We start from the raw sequence: 18473 nt of genomic DNA, 5'->3' as shown, positions 1-18473 counted from the left end.
GCAGCGCAGCGATAGGGGTGCGCCGCCTGCTTTCCGGTAGTGGATAATCGCCGGCCTGGATTCGAAACGGATTCAGGCCGGCGATTTGTTTTGGGACAATGATTTCGTCCTGAATGCGGTCGTTTTCCCCGATTCCCTGATTCCCCGATTGATACGTGGCGCTCGCCGTTTCAATCCGTCGTCGTTGAACACACGGCGATATTCCCGCAGACAGGCACGCGCCTGATTTTCTCGATCCCCGATTCGCCGTGTAAGTGATCATTCACTGTCGCGCTGTCGCGCTCGCCGTCAGCGCGCATGGGTGCCAACGGCAATGCCGTCAAAGCCGATTCCCTGAAAACCGCAATGACGCGAGCGATTCGCAATTTTTTTCGATTTATATAACGCTATTCTCGCGCTGCGCATTATCGAACGCATGCTGCACGTAATACCGACTGCGCCGGATGATTCAGGGGAAGTATTTACGCATTACGGTTTTCGAGCCATCCGGCCAGCCCTTCATATGAGTGTTCGCACCATTCAGGAGAGCATCCGTCATGGTCGCCCGACAACGGTTTCAGGCTGCGCTTCTCGCCGCAGCAATCGCCGCGATGACTCCCGCCGTTCACGCAGGCAACACCACCGACTGGCTGGCGAATACGTACGGCACGCTCGCGGCCCACGTCGGCAACGTCGCGCGCGCGATGTGGGTCGCGCCCGAAGGCGTGATCTATACGGCGTCGATGTGGGACGAGGACGAGGGCGGTATCGCGGTCTACCAGAACGGCAAGAGCATCGGCTCGATCGGCACGCACTCGGAGTTCCAGGGCAGCGCGATCACCGGTAACGCGACGTCGCTGTTCGTCGCGCTGCAGCCCGGCAAGACATACGGCAGCGGCGCGGTGGGACGCTACAACCGCGCGACGAAGTATCGCGACCTTGTCATCCAGGTCAGCGCGGCGACCAACCAGCCGCGCATCGACGTCGTCACCGGGCTCGCGACGGCCGGCTCGCTGCTCTATGCAAGCGATTTCTACGGCAATCGCGTGCGTGTATTCACCACCGACGGCGTGTGGCAGCGGGACATCAACGTGTCGGCACCGGGCGCACTCGCGGTGGATGGCGCGGGCAACGTGTGGGTCGCGCAGAAGAGCGCGGGCACGATCGTCGGTTTCAGCCCGGCCGGTGCGCTGCTGAACACGATCCGGATGCCGGCCGGGTCGCAGCCGTCGGCGCTGGTTTTCGATGCGGCGGCCGGCCAGTTGCTGGTCGGCGACGAAGGCCCCGACCAGAACATCAAGCGCTATACGGTGTCGGGCCGGCCCGCGCTGGCCGGCACGTTCGGCGTACGCGGCGGCTATCTCGACACGACGACGGGCATCAAGGGGCAGGTCGGCGCGCAGCGCTTCACGCGCATCGTCGGGCTCGGCAAGGACACCGGCGGCAATCTCTATGTGCTCAACAATCCGTGGGGCGGCAGCTGGGATCTCGGCCGCAACGGCGCGACCGACATTCACGCGTACAGCAGCACCGGCGGCCTGCGGTGGACGCTGCAGTCGCTGAACTTCGAAGGGATCGCCGCGCCGGACCCGGTCACGGACGGCGCGCTGTTCTACGGCGCCACGCATGTATACAGCGGTAGCGCGGGCGGCACGTTCGTCGCGAACACGGTCGACCCGTTCACGTATCCGGCCGATCCGCGCATCAACATGAGCGACACGCAGCGCGACGAGCATTTCGGGCTGCTCACGTCGGTGGGCGCGAACCGGATTCTCGTCGCGGCGGGCCAGAACCCGCCGATCTTCTACTTCTTCCACTTCAACGCGGCGAACGGCTACATCGCGATTCCGGATGGCGCGATCCCGGGCCCCGCGTTCAACACCACGCGGCGCGTGACGAGCGGCTTCAGCATCGACAGCAAGGGCGGCGTGTGGGCCGGCCTCGACAAGACAGGCGCGATTACCCACTACCCGCTGACCGGTTTCGACGCGAGCGGCAAGCCGTCGTGGGGGTCGGGCGTCGCGACCCGCGTGCCCGACAGCATCCAGCCGCTCACGCGCATCGTCTATCTCGCGGACAGCGACACGATGGTGCTCGCGCAGGGCGCCATCGGGAGCAACGACTGGACGTCGATCGGCACGCGCATCGAGGTCTATCACGGCTGGAGCGCGGGCAACACGACGAAGCCCGACCCGGTGATCACGCTGCCGCACAGCGGCGCGAAATCGATCGACGCGGTGGGCAACCATCTGTTCGTCGGCTACTGGTTCAGCAGCAGCGGGCCGCTGTGGCCGAACGTCGACGCGTTCAACCTCACCACCGGCAAGCTCGATACCACGCTGGTCAACACGAGCCCCGCGACCGTCGATACCAGCAGCGCGATCGATGCGATGTACAGCATCCGCGCATACCGCCGATCGAACGGCGAGTACGTGGTGATGAAGAACAACGTGAAAGGGAACAGCATCACCGTGTATCGTTGGACGCCCTGACCTTGACGATTCACGTTCGGCGGCCTCGGCTTCGGTCGGCGGCCGGGCTCGCGACGCCATGAAGTGATTCATCGCGGTTTCGCGGGATTTCCATGCCGCTTCCACAGAATTTCCACATCCCGCGTTCGTAATGGCCGGCGTGCGCAACGCGCGCCGCACCGCCCGCCGGGCGGCTGTCCTGAACCTCCCGACACGGAAAACCCGATAAGGGCACAATGACAGCGGCGTCGGCGGCACTGCGCGTGCGCACGACGATGAACCGAATCGACTGACTGGTTGCACCGACGCATTGCCGCGCCGGTGAATGTGCGCGGCAACCCCTGCCGCGTTTTTTGAGCCGAAGTGACGAAAAGATGAAGATGAAAACCACCCCGAATCGCCTGTTGCTGATCGCTGCGCTGGCCGGCGCGCTGAGCGGGACTGCCCACGCAGAGACGGCGGCGACCACGACGACCGTTGCGACGGTCAACGGCACGCCGATCACGCAGGCCGACGTCGATACGCTGCTGCGCGCGTCCGGGCAACCCGACTCGCCGCAGATCCGCCAGGCGATCAAGAATCAGCTGATTACGCGCGTGCTGGTTCAGCAGGCCGCCGAGAAGGCGAACTACGCCGACAAGCCCGAGGTCAAGGCGGCGGTGCAACAGGCGAAAACGAACGCCGAAGTGCAGCTTTACCTGCGCGACAACGTGAAGCCCGAGCCGGTGACCGAAGAACAGGTCAAGGCGCGCTACGACGAACTCGTGGCCACGCTCGGCAAGAACGAGTACAAGCCGCGCCTGATCATCGTCCAGGATCCGGTGACGGCCGCGACGGTGCTCAGCGAGCTGAAGGCGGGCAAGTCGTTCGAAGGGCTGGCGCGTCAGTACAGCATGGCGCCGAGCCGCGATGCCGGCGGCGAACTGCCGTGGGTGAGCTTCCACACGCCGGCGACGGAAGGCAAGACGTCCGGCCTGCCGCTGCCGGTCGCGCAGGCGCTCGAGAAACTGAAGGTCGGCGCCGTGACGAACGATTCGATTCCGGTCGACGGCGTGCGGGCGATCGTGAAGCTGGATGCGAAGCGGCCGACGCAGGTGCCGGGCTTCGCCGCCGCGAAGCCGGGGCTTCAGCAGCAACTGCAGGCGGCCGCGGTGGAGAAGGCGAGTGCGCAGATGATCGGCAGCCTGCTGAAGGACGCGAAGATCACGCAGTAATGCCGTCACGCGTCGGCGTTGAAACGCCGGGCGTCACGCGCGCCAGATCATGCTCGCGCTCGTGTCGGTGTCCGACTCGCTGCGGAAGCCGAGCCGTTCGTAGAGCCGCCGCGCCGGGTTGCCGTGCAGCACGCTGAGCGACACCGGCACGTGCGCGCGTGCGGCGTCGTTCAGCAGTGCGTTCAGCACGGCTTCGCCGATGCCCCGGCCCTGATGCGCGGGGAGGATCTGGATCTGGTGCACGTGCCACTCGTCGGTGGCGCGTGTCACCTTCAGCAAGCCGATAGCTTCATCGCCTTCGCAGACGATCATCGCATCGTCGAAATGCGCGCGGATGCGCCGGTCGTGCGCGTCGTCGTCGGTCGGCATGCCGGCGCGTTCCAGGTGCTCCGTCATCGTGAGCCGGCGCAGGTTCAGCAGGAACGGCAAGTCGGCGGCAGACGCCGGGCGCAGTCGGATTGCGTGTGTCATCGGGCGGACTCGTTCGTTCGGGAAGGCGGGAGCGTCGACGGCAAGGCCGATCCCCGCAGCGCATCATTCCTGATGACGGGCAGCGGGTCAAAGGGCGCAGCGCCGAATCCGGCACGCCTCCGAGGCCGATCATGCGGCACGCCGGCCGGACACCTTCTGTGCATCCGCGAGATTGGCGATCAGCGTGTCGACCACGACGCGTTTCAGGCTCGCGAGCGCGGAAGGCGCATCGCCTTCACCCGCGTGGAGGCACACGTCGACTGACGGCAGCGGCGGCAACCCGTCGCGCTCGCCAAGCTGCCGCAACGTCTGCGGCACACCCACCATCGTTCTCGCCGTAATCCCCAGCCCGCCCGCGACGCCGGCCCACAAACTTTGCAGGCTGCCGGTCGTGTAAGCGAGCCGCCACGGGATCCCGGCCTTGTCGAGCGCATCGGTACCGGCCTTGCGGAACAGGCAGGGCGGCTTGTACAGCGCAAGATCCAGCGGCATGCCGGCGCGCGGACGCACATCGACACCCTGCGGCCCGATCCACGCCATCGGCAGCGTGACAAGGTGTTCGGCGTCGGCACGATGCCCGCGGCCCATCGCGAGTACGACGTCGAGTTCGCCGCCGTCGAGCCGGTCGAGCAGCGCGCCGTTGCCGTCGACGACGATGTCGACGCGCACGCCCGGGTGCGTGCGCTTGAACTGGCCGAGCGCGACGGGCAGCCACGATTCGGCGAAGTCGCCCGGTAGCCCGAATCGCACGGCCCCCTCGATCGCCGCGCCGCGGATCGCGCCGATCGCCTCGTCGTTCAGCTCGAGAATGCGGCGCGCATAGGACAGCATCAGTTCGCCGGCCTCGGTCGGCACGAGGCCGCGCCCCTGGCGGCGAAACAGCGGCTGGCCGATCTGCGTTTCGAGCTTGCGCATCTGCTGGCTGACCGCCGACTGCGAGCGGCCGATCCGGTCGGCGGCGCGGTTGAGGCTGCCGAGCCGATCCGCGGCGATCAGCGTGCGCAGCGCATCCATGTCGAGATTCGGGAGCGTCATGATTCAGTTTTTCTTATAAGTCGATGTCGAATTACCGTATTTATTGCACATTCCCGTCGCTACCATCAAGTGAACCGGTCTTTCCGGTTCACGGGGATGCGCGCGATACGCCGCTGCGGATGCCCGTGAGGTTGCTTCCCTTCTTTCTCACGAGGACCGTGAATGAACATCCGCTCGATATTCCGCCAAGGCTTTCCCGGCATGCTGCTGGCCGCATCAATGATTCCCGGCGACGCATCGGCCGCGCCGTCGCTCGCGGGGACATGGACGCTGGTCGCGGCGGACGTACAGCATCCCGACGGCACGGTTGGCCGCGACTATGGCGCCGATCCGAAGGGGCTGCTGCTGATCGACGTGCACGGAAACTATTCGCTGCAGATCTTCAAGTCGGAGCGCCCGCGCTTCGCGTCGAACGACAAGGCGACCGGCACGCCGGACGAATTCCGTGACGCCGTGCTCGGGGCGAGCACCCACTACGGCACGCTGACCGTCGATCCCGCGAAACACAAGCTCGCGTTTCACATCGTCAATTCGTCGTACCCGAACTGGATCGGGCAAACGCAGACGCGAAGCTATCAATTGAAGGACGGCGAGCTGAGCTACCGCGTGCCGCCGCGTGCGAACGGCGACATACCGATCTCGGTGTGGCGGCGCGTGGACTGAGGCGGGCGGGCGTCAAAGCCCCGGCTGCTGAATCTGCAGGTTGGCTGGGCGATGTTCGAGGACATTCGTCACTTCGTATTCGGTTTTTGCGCCGTCCGAGGTTTGCCACAGCTGCATGCGGACATTGACGATTTTGGCCGTCCGGCCAGGACGACGTTCTGACGTGTCCCGACCGTACCCGGCACACACCGAACTTTTTCGATAATTTCCCGGTCACAACCGCCAGCTCGCGGGCGCGCCGGCGCCCCGCACGCGGTTCCGGCCCCGGTATTCCCCGGCCCGCCCCGCCCGCATATCATTCGCACATCGCGCGCCTGCCGACCGCAGGCGCAGCACACAGGGATTCTCGATGGACACCAAACGATCGCGGCCGGGCCTCGTCGCCGCGCTGCTCTGGGCGGCGCTGTATCTCGCGACCGGCTACATCTCGCACCAGTTCAACGGCCCCGTCCGGCTGACGGGCTATATCTGGCTGCCGGCCGGCGTGACCGTCGGCGCGTTCATGCTGCGGCCGATGCGCGAATGGCTGATGCTGACCGGCGCGTTCCTGGTCGGGCAACTCGCGCTGAGCGCCATCGAACAGGCCAGCCTGGTCAACGCGGTGCTGTTCACGGTCGACGAGGTCGGCGCGGCCGCGCTCGCGGTGTGGCTCGTCCAGCGCGTGCGGTTCTCGCTCGAAGGGCTGTATTTCCTGCGCTCGGTGATCCTCGCCGGCCTGATCGCGGGCGTGGTCGGCGCGATCGGCGGCGCGGCCTGGTACACAGTGGTCAAGGGTGCGCCGTTCTTCGACGTGTGGTCGGTGTGGGCCGCGTCCGATTTCGTCGGCGTGCTGCTGGTCACGCCGGTGCTCGCGTCATGGTCGCGCTTTCGCGCGCATCGCTCGGGCGATCACGAGCGCTTCGACCTCGTGCTCGGCATGGTCTCGTTCGCGCTGGTCGTGGGCGTCGCGCTCGTGATCTTCGACGGCGACACGTCACGGAAATTCGGCACCGGCGCGGGCTTCGCGCTGACGTATATCCCGTTGTTCCTGACCGTCGCGGTGACGCTGCTGCTCGGCGGCCGCGCGGGCTCGTCGTCGGTGCTGGTGCTCGCGCTGATCGTGATCGAGCAGACCGCGCAGGGCGACGGCCCGTTCGCGTCGTTTCACGAGCATTACGGCAGTGCGTTGCTCGAAGCGCAGCTTTATCTGGCGGTGGCGTCGCTGCTGGTGCTGACGGTGAGCACGCTGAAGACGACGCGCGAACGCGTGCACGAGCATGCGGCCGTCCTGCAGAACAACATGGAGCTCGCGCTCGCGAGCGCCGGCCAGATCGCGTACGTGCTCGACCCGGAATCGGGGCGGATCGAGTGGAGCGGCGACGTCGAGCGCGTGTTCGGCGTCGGCGTGGATGCCTCGCAGATCGCGAGCGTGCCGCTCGTGCTCGAACGCGTGCAGCCGGGCGACCGCGATGCGCTGCGCGACTACTGGGATGCGGAGATCGCGGGCGAGGATCGTGCGTCGCTGTCGCTGCGCATCGTGCAGCGCGACGGCGGCACGCGGACGATCACCGATCATGGCGCGCCGCTGCTCGATTCGAATGTCGACGTGACGGTGGTGGCGGGTGTCTGGCAACTCGAGCGCGTGTGGCCGGCGGCGGACGAATGAGCGGCCGCACGTCATGACGGGCCGCACGGGCGTCCTGCTGATCCACGGGCTCGGCGGCACGCAATACGATCTCGGTTCGCTGCACAAGGCGATGCGGCGCGCGGGCGCCGACACGCACATGATCACGCTGCCGGGGCACGGCACGCGCCCCGAGGATCTGGTCGGCGTGCGCGCGGAGGCTTGGCTCGACGCGGTGACCGAGCAGTATCGTGCGCTGGAAAACGAGTACGACACGCTGCACGTCGCGGGCATGTGCATGGGCGCGTTGGTCGCGCTGCTGCTGTGTCATCGCGTGCAGCATGCGCGCGGCCGGCTCGCGTTGCTGGCCACGCCGCTGTTCATCGACGGGTGGTCGACGCCGTGGTATCGCGCGCTGCGGCACGTGCTGTACCGCGTGCCGGGTATGGCGGAGCGGATGCGTGTGGAAGAAGGCGATCCGTTCGGCATCAAGAACGCGACGATCCGCGCGATCGTGAAGAAGAAGTTCGAGCGCGAGGACAGTTTCCACTATGCTTGGGTGCCGCTCGCGTGCGTGCGGCAGGTCGACCGGATGCGCGACTGGGCGCTCGAGGCCGCGGCCGGCACGCCGTGCCCGACGCTCGTGCTGCATGCGCGCGAGGACGAACTGACGAGCCTGCGCTCGGCCGATTTCCTGCTGGAAAAGATGCCCGACGCGCGGGGGATCGTGCTGGAGAACAGCTATCACATGATCTGCGCGGACAACGATCGCGACGACGTCGCGCGCCACGTGCTCGACTTCTTCGGGTTCGATCCGGCGCATGCGGTGAGCCCGGCGATGGCGCGCCGGATGGGCCGGCTGGAATCCTGACGGCGACGTGCGCGGCCCGGGATGCGCGATATTCGCTGCCCCGGTACGCATCGGTTCACGCATGCGTACCAGGGCGTGGCGAATTCATGCCGTTTCCGTCGCGCGTCGCGCCAGCAGGGTCGATGCGGCCAACTGGGCGCGTACCGCATCGACGGCGGCGTCGCTCGGCGCAATGCCTTCGAGGTAGATGAAGTCGACCGTCGACAGGCCGATGACGGCCAGCACCTGCTTCAGGTACGGGGTCAGGAAATCGGGCTGCCGTGCCGCTGCGCCGGTGCAGACGCCGCCGGAGCGTACCAGCACGAGCACGGGGCGATCGGCGAGCAGGCCGAACTTGCCCTCCGGCGTGGCCGTGAACGTGCGGCCGATACGCAGCACGAAATCGATCCACAACTTCAGCGCGGCAGGTACCGTGAAGTTGTGCATCGGTGTACTGATCAAAAGGCCGTCGCTGTGTTCCACTTCCGCGATCAGTTGTTCCGAGTACGCCAGTGCGGGATCGGCATCCGGCTGCCTCGCGACCACCGCACGCGCATAGTCGGTCGATAGCGAAGGCAAGCCGGGTCGACCGAGGCTGCGCGACACGACCCGCGCGTCGGGGCGGGCCGCCCGCCATTGCGCGATGGCTTCGTGCGCAAGGCGTGCGCCCAGCGAATGACTGCCATGCGGACTGGCATCGACAAAAAGAAGGTTGTTCATCAGAGCGGCTGGAGAGATTGACTGAAATGCATGCCACGGGACAGCAGCCCCTGGCGGAAATAGAAACGCTGCGCGAGCGCATTGGACAGCCCGGTATCGAGGACCAGGTGCCGGCAGCAGTGTTGCCGCGCGTCGTCGCGCACCGCATCGAGAAGACGCTCGCCCAGCCGTTGACCGCGCGCGTGTTCGGTCGCGACCAGATCGTCGACATAGACGAAGCGGCCGTACAGCGTGTTTTCGAGGTGACGGTATCCCGCCAGCGCGACGACCGCACCGTCCGGGCTGCCGTGCCGCGCGGTCAGCAGCACATAGCCTTGTTCGGCCTGACGGCGCATCTGCAGCACGAACGCATCGGCATCGGTCAGGTGCGGGCGCAGCTCGCGCATCACGTCGAACGTCGACCGGTAATCCGCGTCCGTCACGGCGCGTTTCAAATGGATCCCTGGCATCACGATTGCTCCACGGTAACGTCGCTACTGTACGAATCGGATGGCGTATCCTGAAGGTCCAAAAAGTGACTATTTGACTGGGACATGAAATTCGACGATCTGATGCCGGACCGTCATCTCGACATGCCGGTCTATCGGCAACTGGTCCGGCGCTTCCGCGATGCGATCGAGACGGGCAAGCTGGCGCCGGGCAAGCGCGTGCCGTCGGTACGGAGCCTGGCCAGCGAACTCAATCTGGCACGCGGCACCGTCGAAGCGGCCTATCAGATCCTGATCGGCGAAGGGTACCTGGTCGCACGCGGGCCGGCCGGCACCGTCGTGTCGCCCCAGTTGCCCGATGGCCGGCAGCCGCGCGCCGCGGCGCCCCGGCCGGACGAACCGCCGCGCGGCGATCCGGCGGCGAGCGGGCCGAAGCCGTTCCAGATGGGCATTCCCGCACTCGATGCGTTTCCGCGCATGCCGTGGATACGGCTCACCGGCCGTCATGTGCGGGCGATGGCGACCCGGTCGCTGGACTACGCGCCGCCTCAAGGGCTTGACGGGCTCAGGCGTGCGCTGTCCGCGTACCTCGGCGTGTCGCGCGGCATCGACTGTTCGGCCGGGCAGATTTTCATCACCGCGGGGTATCGCGGTGCGCTGGACCTGATCTGCCGGACCTTGCTGCGCCCAGGTGACGCCGGCTGGTTCGAGGATCCCGGGTATATCCACGCACGCCGCCTGCTCGAGCACGCGGGGATGCGGCTCGTGTCCGTGCCGGTCGACGACGACGGCCTGTGCGTGGAAACGGGGCTGCGCCGGGCGGCCGATGCACGTTTTGCCGTGGTGACGCCGACCCATCAAAGCCCGCTCGGTGTCGCGCTGTCGCTGCCGAGGCGTCTGGCCTTGCTCGACTGGGCCCGGCAGCAGCGGGCCTGGATCGTCGAGGACGATTACGACAGCGAGTTCCGGTACCACGGTCGCCCGTTGCCTGCGCTCAAGAGCCTGGATCGCCACCAGCGCGTGCTTTACACCGGATCGTTCAGCAAGGTGCTGTATCCGGGCTTGCGGCTGGGGTATCTCGTCGTTCCGGAAGAGCAGGTCGCCGCCTTTCGCGACACCGCCGGCTGGCTCGGCGGCAGCGGCCAGATGCTGATGCAAGCCGTCGTCGCCGATTTCATGGAGCAAGGGCATTTCGCGCGCCATCTGAAGAAAATGCGGGCGCTATATGCAACCCGCCGCGCGTGGCTGGTCGATGCGTTGGGCAAGGTGTTCGGTGATGCACTGGACATTCCGGCCCGCGCGGGCGGCCTGCATGTGGTGGCCTATTGGCGCACGGCAGTCGACGATCGCGCCGTCGCACGCATGGCCGACTCGCAGGGTTTTTCCGTCCAGCCGCTGAACGACTGGAGCCCGGGCGGCCGGATGCCAGCCGGCATGCTGCTCGGTTTCACGAACCTGACGTCGGCGCAGCAGGCGTTGACGCTGGTTCGACGCCTGTATCGGCTCGTTGGCGCGTGAATCGTGTGTGGTGGATTACGCACCCGTAGGGTGCCGGAGTACGTGCGACTGGCACCACGGTTTTGCGATGGTGGGATTTAAGGTATTGCGACCGTTCTACGCATGGTCGATAGCACCCCGTGATGTCGCCGTTCGGATTCACGCCTCATGGGTCGCGTGTTCACTTAGGGGGCACGGCCGGTACCTCGATTTTTCGACTTTCGACCGTGTCGACGTAACCGGCCTGGCTCGCAGCGCCGAGGGCGGCTCCGCCCGGGCCAGTCGTTCGTCATTCGGACTTTGGTTGTCGACAATCGGCCAACAAATACCGTGTGGCCTATCGCGTCAATCGAGACGCTGAAGATGGCGATACCAGAGAGCCTTGTTTGATTTGGGGTCAACAAGGGAGAGAATTAGGTCGCCTTGCACAAAGTCGATATCGCCTTTCTGGAAGCTGCTCTGAACGATGTCGGCTTGCCATATCTCGTGATAACCATTCTTATCTGAGCGACTTATGACGATATAGCCTTCTCCACTCGCCTCGACTGTTTCGTACTTCCATGAAATTTCTGGCAGATTCGGTGGTGAGGCAAACGGCGGGGCGTCCATGTCGGTAGCCGTTAGTGGAGGGCAAGGCGCAGCTGGTCGGCTCAAGCTCTTAAATACGCCATCTTTCCGGTAAGCGAACCACTGACACTCGGATGGCCATGGGTTCGCCCGAAGAATTTTCGCCTGGAGTGCATCGGGGAAACGCGCCAGTTGCCAGTCACCCTCTATTTCACGTTGGCTGGCAGGGCGTACCAATCGCGACGAATCAGTCTGGGAAAACGACGCGCACGGCAACGTGCACACGATAAAAAATGCGATGCTTTTCGCAAGCATGGATGATTTCCTGACGACACGGGAAAAATATATAAACGGCTGCTTTCGACAAATCTGAGGTCTGCTCGGGTCGGATTATGCGCATCGGACACGTGATGTTCACCAAACCTGAGAGGTCAAAAGCCCGGGGCTGGCCTCCATTGGACATTTTCCGGGAACGGCGTGCCTTTGAGAAAGGCTAGGAAGACTTCCAGAACCTGATCAGATAGGAACCATTCATCTGCACGCATCGGGATGCTTCCCGCTCGGAAGACAAGGAGCGTGCCATCTGGGCGCACAGGGGAAGGTCTATCGTGAAATGCTCTCCATCGTTGCGACGCGTTGACTTCGAAACGCTCGATCAGGCAACTAACGCCACCGCCGGCCACCTGAACATAGTTGCCTTCTGAATCGGTCAACGACGCGTAAGATGACTTCCCGAAGCTTCTCAAAGTCCGGATCCCCTTTGTGATTTGGGCTGGACTAGGAGTGGTGATCCCCGCCTTACCCTCTGCTTCGAATTTCATCGGTTCATTGCGAGGCATCTCGATCAAATTTCGCATCCTACCAGCCCGAGGCGATGCCCCTACCCCACCTCCGGCCGCCGTGCGATCCGCGCGCGGGTGGCAGGCGACGCAAGACAGGTAGCCACCGCTTCGTAGCCCGGTGCGCCGGGGTACGGTGCGACGCGGGCCGGCGGGCTATGGTTCGCGGGACACAGAATGATCGCTTCGTCGGGGCCGACGGCCGACAGGTCCAGGATCGCCGACGAGCGGGTCAGCATGAACAGCGGCCGCATGCCGTCGGCTCTGGCGCGCTGGCGAAGGCACGCAATCAGCGCCGCCTGCGTCGGCTGGTCGAGATCCTGTTCGATCATGTCCACGACCAAAGCACCCACGCCGTCCGCCTCGAGGCCGGCGAGCAGCACGGTCAGCGCCGCAGACGCCGTGGCGCCTTCGTCCGCAAGCCATGCCGACGTGCGTTCGACCCGCGCCTTCAGCGCCGGATCGGCCCGCAACGTGGCGAACGCCGCCGCGCCGCCGTCTTCCAACCGGTCCAGCCCGATGAACGCCGCACCGGGCAACGCGTCGGCCAGCCGATGCGCGAGACGGGTCTTGCCGCTCCCGAGCGAACCGATGATGTAGTTCAGCGGACGGATATCGCGAAACTCGAACCATTCGCCGTCCCACGGCCAAGGGAGGTTGAACGCAACGCCCGCGGCCGCCGGCGCGAGCAGGCGCGTCAGTTCGCCGTCGTCGGGCATGCGGCCACGGGCAAGATCGGCGCGGATCGCCCGAACCTTGTCGACCTTGCCGACCAGATCCTGAATGTCGCGCCCGAGGGCCGCTTCATGCGTGGCCAATGCGTCGCTCAGGCTGCGGGCATCGCCCTCCAGCACGTTCGCGACCTGGGCCAGGCTCAAGCCGAGCGCGCGAAGCGCCGCGACTTCGGCCGCACGCGCCAGGTCGTCCGGGCCGTAGGCGCGGTATCCGGCTGCCGTTCGCCCGGGCGTGACTAGTCCTTGCCGCTCGTACAGCCGCAGTGCCTTGACCGATACGCCGAGCCGCATCGCGGCTTCCGATGCGCTCAGGCCGCGCGTGACATCGCTCATGGGTCACCTTCGGGTCGTCGATTCGTTGCGTCCAGCATAAAGGCGATCCCAAGGGCCGGGTCAAGCGCGTTCGCGTGTGAATCGACGAAGACGCCGGCCGAGCCGCGCGTCAGTCAGTCGGCCGCCGCGAATTCGTCGCGCAGCGCGTGATACAGCCGCCGATACCGCGCCAGCCGCCCGGCCAGCAGATGGGCCGTCGCAGCATCAGGCGCGACCCTCTCCGTGGCGGGCGGCGCGACGCAGACTTCTTCAAGCGTGTCATCGGTCGCGGCCAGGCGTGCAAGCCGCGCCGCGCCGAGTGCAGCACCAACCGCACCGTCCGCATGACGTTGCATCGCGAGCCCGGTCGCATTCGCGCACAGCCGCGCCCAGAACGCACTCTTCGAACCGCCGCCGATGAACGACACCGCGTCGAGCGTCGTGCCGGCCGCGCGCAGCGCGTCGTAGCCGTCGGCCATCGAGAACGCGACGCCTTCCATCACCGCATACGCGAGATCGTCCGCGGTGTGTTCGTTCGACAGTCCGAAGAACACGCCGCGTGCATGCGCGTCGTTGTGCGGCGTGCGCTCGCCACCGAGATACGGCAGGAACAGCGGCCCGCGCGCCGGCTCCGCGCGTTCGGCGCGCGCGGCCAGCTCGCCGGCGGTCGTGCCGTGCGCGCGCGCGAGCCAGTCGAGGCTCGCCGCGGCCGACAGGATCACGCTCATCTGGTGCCAGCGCCCTTCGACGCAGTGGCAGAACGCGTGCACGGCCGCATCCGGGTTCGGCGCGAAGCGGTCGTTGCCGGCGAACAGCACGCCCGACGTGCCGAGCGACAGGAAGCCGCTGCCGGCGCCCGTGACGCCCATGCCGATCGCCGAAGCCGCGTTGTCGCCGGCGCCGCCGGCGATCGTCACGGGCCCCGCGATGCCCCATTCGCGCCGCAGCGCGTCGCGCAGCTGCGCGGCGGGCGCGTTGCCTTCGACGAGGCGCGGCATCTGCGCGCGCGTCAGCTCGGTCGCGGCGAGCATCCGGTCGGACCAGTCGCGGCGCGCGCAGTCGAGCCACAGCGTGCCCGACGCATCGGACATCTCGGACACGAATTCGCCGGACAGGCGCCAGATCAGGTAGTCCTTCGGCAGCAGCACCTTGTGCAGCGCGCGGAACACGGCGGGCTCGTATTTCGCGAGCCATAGCAGCTTCGGCGCGGTGAAGCCGGGCATCGCCATGTTGCCGGTAATCGCGCGCGATTCGGGCACCAGCGCCTCGAGCTCGACGCACTCGGTGCCGGCGCGCGTGTCGTTCCACAGGATCGCGGGGCGCAGCACCTGGTCCGCGCGATCGATCAGCGTCGCGCCGTGCATCTGCCCCGAGAGCGCGATGCCGCGCAGCGCGGCGAAGCCGGCCGGGTGTGCGGCGCGCACTGCCGCGATCGCGTCGAGCGTCGCGTGCCACCATGCCTGCGGGCTTTGCTCCGACCAGTGCGGACGCGGGCGGCTGATCGACAGCGCGGCCGAGCCGGTCGCGAGCGGGACCGAACGGGAATCGGTGAGGAGTACCTTGACCTCGGACGTGCCGAGATCGATGCCGAGAAATGTCACGTGTGAAGCATCCTGTCTGGGGCGCGCGGCGGCGTGCGTCGCGGGGGCGGCGCGTCGTCGCGGCCGTGCGGTTCGTTGAGCCGGTGCAGCGCGCGGAACCTCGACGGCGGCACCTGCTTCATCGCGAGAAACTGACGGTTGAAATTCGACAGGTTGTTGAAGCCAACCCGGTAGCAGATGTCGGTCACCGTCAGGTCGGAAAACATCAGCAGCTCGCACGCTTCGTTGATGCGCAGCCGGTTCAGGTAGCGCACGAACGACGAGCCGGTATGGCGGCGGAAAAACCGCGTGAAAGTGCTGACGCTCATCCCGGCGAACGCGGCCACGTCGGTCTCGCGCAGCATGCCGGGCAGGTTCTGCTGCAGGTACGACAGCACCTGGTTGATGGTCGACGACATGTAGTGCTGCGCGTCGCTGCGGTAGCCGGGGCCGGCGAGCACGCGCCGCTCGCGGCACGACGACAGCCGGTCGAACAGCGACATCAGGATCTCGACGCGCCGGCAGCCGTGCGCGTTCGCGAGCTCGAGCATCAGCGGCGCGACGTCGCGGCCGACGCGGTCGGGAAATTGCACGCCGCGTGCTGCATCGTCGATCAGGTCGATCACCGGCTGCAGCTCGCTGAACGCGCCGACCATCTTCTCGATCGCATCGCGCGAGAACTGCAGCACGACGTCGCGCGACGGCACGCGCTCGCCGTCGGGAAGTTCGCTGACCCAGTTGTGCGGCAGGTTCGGCCCCGTGATGATCAGATTGCCCGGGCCGAAATCGCCGATGTGATCGCCGACGAACATCTTGCCGTGCGACGACTGGATCAGATGAATCTCGTACTCGGGATGGAAGTGCCACTTCGCGACCGAGTGCGGATAGTCGTGGACCCACGCGCGGAACGATTCGTCGCGGTGGGTGGGAACGATCTCGAGATCCGGGTTCATCGTGTGCTCCGTCGCGGGCGTGCCGGCGTGCTACGAACGGGACATCGACCAGCCCGTCGCGGCGGGCGGGGTGGTGCGCGACGCGGCCGCCGGCGGCGCCGCGTGCGCGATAGGGTTCGCGTCCGGCAGCGTGACGTTGCGCTCGGTGCCGGCGTCGAACAGATGCAGGGCTTCTTCGTCGAAGCGGAACGCTACCACGGCCCCCGGCGCCGGGGCCATCGGGGCCGGCACGAGGGCCGCGCACGGCTGGCCGTGCCAGTCCAGCGTGACGAGCGCCTCGGCGCCGAGCAGCTCGACGAGCTCGACCGTGCCGGTCAGCGTGAGCGCGCCCGGGGTCGGATCCGGTTCGATGACGAGCCGCAGGTGGTTCGGGCGGATCGCGGCCTTTACCTGCTGGCCGTCGTGCAGCCCGGTGAAGCGCGGCGACGCGAGCGGCCAGCGCGCGCCGTTGCAGTCGAGCAGCACGTTCGCGCCGCGGCGCTCGATCGTGCCCGCCGCGAAGTTCATCGCCGGGGTGCCGACGAAGCCGGCGGCGAACACCGTGTGCGGCTGCCCGTACAGCTCGGCCGGCGTGCCGATCTGCTCGATGTGGCCGCCGCGCATCAGCACGGCGCGGTCGGCCAGCGTCATCGCCTCCAGCTGGTCGTGCGTGACGTACAGCGTGGTCGTCTTCAGCCGCCGATGCAGCCGCTTGATGTCGCCGCGCAACTGCGTGCGCAGCTTCGCGTCGAGGTTCGACAACGGCTCGTCGAACAGGAACACGGCGGGCGTCTTGATCATCGCGCGTGCGATCGCCGCGCGCTGCTGCTGGCCGCCCGACATCGCACGCGGGCGGCGGTCGAGCAGTGCGTCGAGGCTCAGGATGCGCGCGACGTCGCGCACGCGGCGGTCGATCTCGTCGGGCGGCACCTTCAGGCGCCGCAGGCCGAACGCGATGTTGTCGTACACCGTCATGTGCGGGTACAGCGCGTAGTTCTGGAACACCATCGCGACATTGCGCTCGCGCGACGGCAGGTCGTTGACGACCGCGTCGCCGATCACGAGCTCGCCGCCGGTGATCGCCTCGAGGCCCGCGATCATCCGCAGCATCGTCGACTTGCCGCAACCGGACGGGCCGAGCAGCACGATGAATTCGCCGTCGGCGATCTCGAGGTCGAGCGGGTGCAGCACGGCGGGGCCGCCGTCATAGTGCTTCGACAAAGCTTTGCAGGTGATCTGGGCCATGGTTTAGGGCGTGTTCACGCTAATAACGGGCTTGCGCTGGCCCCCAGAAGGGCCGAGCGCGAGGATTGCGACGAAGCGAATACTCGACGTATTCGCGAGGAGCATGACGCGGCGATCGGCCCTTCTGGGGGCCAGCCCCACGCATGTATTTTTCAAACAGGGGAACGTGCCTTTACGCCCACATTGCGGCGTCGTGCGTCGCTTGTTTGGCACGGCCAAACGGCGCTCCTTACTCCTTGCACTGCGGGCGGAAAGGCACGTTCGCAAGCCCGTTATTAGCGTGAACACGCCCTAATCCATTTCGATCTGAATCTTGACGTCGCTCGGGTGGCCGCTCGCCGCTTCCTCGAACGCGCGCACGCCTTCGGAAAACGGGAACGTGCGCGAGATGAACGGCTTCACGTCGATCGCGCCGGACGCGATCAGCGCGAGCGCGCGCGGAAAGATGTTCGCGTAGCGGAACACCGATTCGATGCGGCCCTCCTTCGCCTGCAGCGCGACCACGTCGAGCGGCACCGGGGCGACCGGCATCCCGATCAGCACCGCGCAGCCGCCCGGGCACATCAGGTCGACGAGGCCCGCATACGCGTTCGTGCTGCCGCTGGCCTCGAACACGACGTCCGCGCCCCAGCCGTCGGTGGCTTCGGCTACCACGTCGGCGAGCGACTGAGTGCGCACGTCGACGGTCGTGACGGCGCGGTTGTCGGCGAACAGCGCGAGCTTGTCGGGCACGACGTCGGCGAGGATCACGCGCGCGGCGCCGCCGGCGAGCGCGGCGAGCGCCGTCATCGCGCCGATCGTGCCGGCGCCGATCACGACCGCGAGGTCGCCCGGCTTCATCGCCGCCTTCTTCGCGGCCTGCAGGCCGATCGACAGCGGCTCGACGATCGCGCCTTCGGCGAACGACACGGTGTCGGGCAGCCGGTACGTGAACGCGGCCGGATGCACGACGTACGGCGTCAGGCAGCCGTGGATGGGCGGCGTCGCCCAGAAGCGTACGTCGGGGTCGAGGTTGTAGAGCCCGCGCAGCGTCGCGGGCGAATCGAGGCGCGGCACGCCGGGCTCCATGCACACGCGGTCGCCGATGCGCAGGTGCGTGACGCCGGCGCCGGTCTCGACGACGGTGCCGGACGCCTCGTGGCCGAGCACCATCGGCGCGTCGACGCGAAACGGGCCGATGCCGCCGTGAACGTAGTAATGCACGTCGCTGCCGCAGACGCCGACCGTATGCACCTTGATCCGGACGTCGCCAGGGCCGAGCGCCTGCGGCAGGTCGATGTCGCGCAGCGCGAGTTCGCGCGTGCGTTCGAGTACGAGTGCTTTCAACACATCC

The 18473-nt window shown here is 66.8% G+C and carries 17 protein-coding genes; 6 read left to right on the top strand and 11 right to left on the bottom strand.

The window, feature by feature from the left end; genetic code table 11:
* The first annotated feature begins 536 nt into the window (after positions 1-536).
* Together CFB34_RS03550 and CFB34_RS03545 are read left to right on the top strand one after the other, a co-directional pair.
* Positions 537-2471 carry an SMP-30/gluconolactonase/LRE family protein gene (locus tag CFB34_RS03550; RefSeq protein WP_089443658.1) on the top strand — a complete coding sequence of 645 codons (1935 nt, stop codon included), beginning with the start codon at positions 537-539 and terminating at the stop codon, positions 2469-2471.
* A 353-nt stretch (positions 2472-2824) separates the two neighbouring features.
* Positions 2825-3664: a peptidylprolyl isomerase gene (locus tag CFB34_RS03545; protein ID WP_089443657.1), complete on the top strand. Its 840-nt coding sequence runs from the start codon at positions 2825-2827 to the stop codon at positions 3662-3664.
* A 33-nt stretch (positions 3665-3697) separates the two neighbouring features.
* On the opposite strand, the gene CFB34_RS03540 is transcribed toward CFB34_RS03545, so the two are convergent.
* A complete protein-coding gene (locus CFB34_RS03540; protein WP_089443656.1) occupies positions 3698-4135 on the bottom strand; it encodes a GNAT family N-acetyltransferase in 438 nt (145 codons plus the stop codon).
* Between the two features lie 129 nt (positions 4136-4264).
* Complete coding sequence (locus CFB34_RS03535) at positions 4265-5170, bottom strand: LysR substrate-binding domain-containing protein (protein ID WP_089443655.1); 906 nt, start codon at positions 5168-5170, stop codon at positions 4265-4267.
* Positions 5171-5332: 162 nt separating this feature from the next.
* Between CFB34_RS03535 and CFB34_RS03530 the strand changes: the two genes are divergently transcribed.
* The 3 genes from CFB34_RS03530 to CFB34_RS03520 all read left to right on the top strand — a co-directional run bounded on the left by CFB34_RS03530 (position 5333) and on the right by CFB34_RS03520 (position 8307).
* Positions 5333-5833: a lipocalin-like domain-containing protein gene (locus tag CFB34_RS03530; RefSeq protein WP_089443654.1), complete on the top strand. Its 501-nt coding sequence runs from the start codon at positions 5333-5335 to the stop codon at positions 5831-5833.
* 349 nt (positions 5834-6182) lie between these two features.
* The gene (locus tag CFB34_RS03525; protein ID WP_089443653.1) at positions 6183-7478 is read left to right on the top strand and encodes an MASE1 domain-containing protein; all 1296 of its coding nucleotides are present in this window, start codon (positions 6183-6185) and stop codon (positions 7476-7478) included.
* 13 nt (positions 7479-7491) lie between these two features.
* Positions 7492-8307, top strand: coding sequence for an alpha/beta fold hydrolase (locus CFB34_RS03520; protein ID WP_089443652.1), 816 nt, complete (start codon positions 7492-7494; stop codon positions 8305-8307).
* Between the two features lie 84 nt (positions 8308-8391).
* Here the strand turns inward: CFB34_RS03520 and CFB34_RS03515 are convergent, their stop codons facing one another.
* Both CFB34_RS03515 and CFB34_RS03510 read right to left on the bottom strand, forming a co-directional pair.
* Positions 8392-9006 carry an NAD(P)H-dependent oxidoreductase gene (locus CFB34_RS03515; protein WP_089443651.1) on the bottom strand — a complete coding sequence of 205 codons (615 nt, stop codon included), beginning with the start codon at positions 9004-9006 and terminating at the stop codon, positions 8392-8394.
* Positions 9006-9455: a GNAT family N-acetyltransferase gene (locus CFB34_RS03510; RefSeq protein WP_089443650.1), complete on the bottom strand. Its 450-nt coding sequence runs from the start codon at positions 9453-9455 to the stop codon at positions 9006-9008. Before CFB34_RS03510 ends, CFB34_RS03515 begins: the two co-directional genes overlap by 1 nt.
* Before the next feature lie 84 nt (positions 9456-9539).
* On the opposite strand from CFB34_RS03510, the gene CFB34_RS03505 reads away from it, so the two are divergent.
* The gene (locus tag CFB34_RS03505) at positions 9540-10952 is read left to right on the top strand and encodes a PLP-dependent aminotransferase family protein (RefSeq protein ID WP_089443649.1); all 1413 of its coding nucleotides are present in this window, start codon (positions 9540-9542) and stop codon (positions 10950-10952) included.
* 324 nt (positions 10953-11276) lie between these two features.
* On the opposite strand, the gene CFB34_RS03500 is transcribed toward CFB34_RS03505, so the two are convergent.
* The 7 genes from CFB34_RS03500 to CFB34_RS03470 all read right to left on the bottom strand — a co-directional run bounded on the left by CFB34_RS03500 (position 11277) and on the right by CFB34_RS03470 (position 18466).
* On the bottom strand, positions 11277-11813 hold the full coding sequence (locus tag CFB34_RS03500) for a hypothetical protein (RefSeq protein ID WP_143329544.1): 537 nt from the start codon (positions 11811-11813) through the stop codon (positions 11277-11279).
* A gap of 116 nt (positions 11814-11929) precedes the next feature.
* The gene (locus CFB34_RS03495; RefSeq protein WP_089443648.1) at positions 11930-12319 is read right to left on the bottom strand and encodes a hypothetical protein; all 390 of its coding nucleotides are present in this window, start codon (positions 12317-12319) and stop codon (positions 11930-11932) included.
* A gap of 59 nt (positions 12320-12378) precedes the next feature.
* Positions 12379-13404: a MerR family transcriptional regulator gene (locus tag CFB34_RS03490; protein ID WP_089443647.1), complete on the bottom strand. Its 1026-nt coding sequence runs from the start codon at positions 13402-13404 to the stop codon at positions 12379-12381.
* Between the two features lie 113 nt (positions 13405-13517).
* Positions 13518-14984 carry a xylulokinase gene (gene xylB, locus CFB34_RS03485; protein WP_089443646.1) on the bottom strand — a complete coding sequence of 489 codons (1467 nt, stop codon included), beginning with the start codon at positions 14982-14984 and terminating at the stop codon, positions 13518-13520.
* Positions 14981-15916: an AraC family transcriptional regulator gene (locus tag CFB34_RS03480; protein ID WP_089443645.1), complete on the bottom strand. Its 936-nt coding sequence runs from the start codon at positions 15914-15916 to the stop codon at positions 14981-14983. Before CFB34_RS03480 ends, xylB begins: the two co-directional genes overlap by 4 nt.
* Positions 15917-15946: 30 nt before the next feature.
* A complete protein-coding gene (gene ugpC / locus CFB34_RS03475) occupies positions 15947-17140 on the bottom strand; it encodes a sn-glycerol-3-phosphate ABC transporter ATP-binding protein UgpC (protein WP_089443644.1) in 1194 nt (397 codons plus the stop codon).
* 291 nt (positions 17141-17431) lie between these two features.
* Positions 17432-18466 carry an NAD(P)-dependent alcohol dehydrogenase gene (locus tag CFB34_RS03470; RefSeq protein WP_089443642.1) on the bottom strand — a complete coding sequence of 345 codons (1035 nt, stop codon included), beginning with the start codon at positions 18464-18466 and terminating at the stop codon, positions 17432-17434.
* Positions 18467-18473 lie beyond the last annotated feature (7 nt).

Origin of the sequence: Burkholderia sp. HI4860 (assembly GCF_002223045.2) — a bacterium.
Lineage (GTDB): Bacteria > Pseudomonadota > Gammaproteobacteria > Burkholderiales > Burkholderiaceae > Burkholderia.
This window is presented reverse-complemented; position numbering and strand designations above follow the sequence as displayed.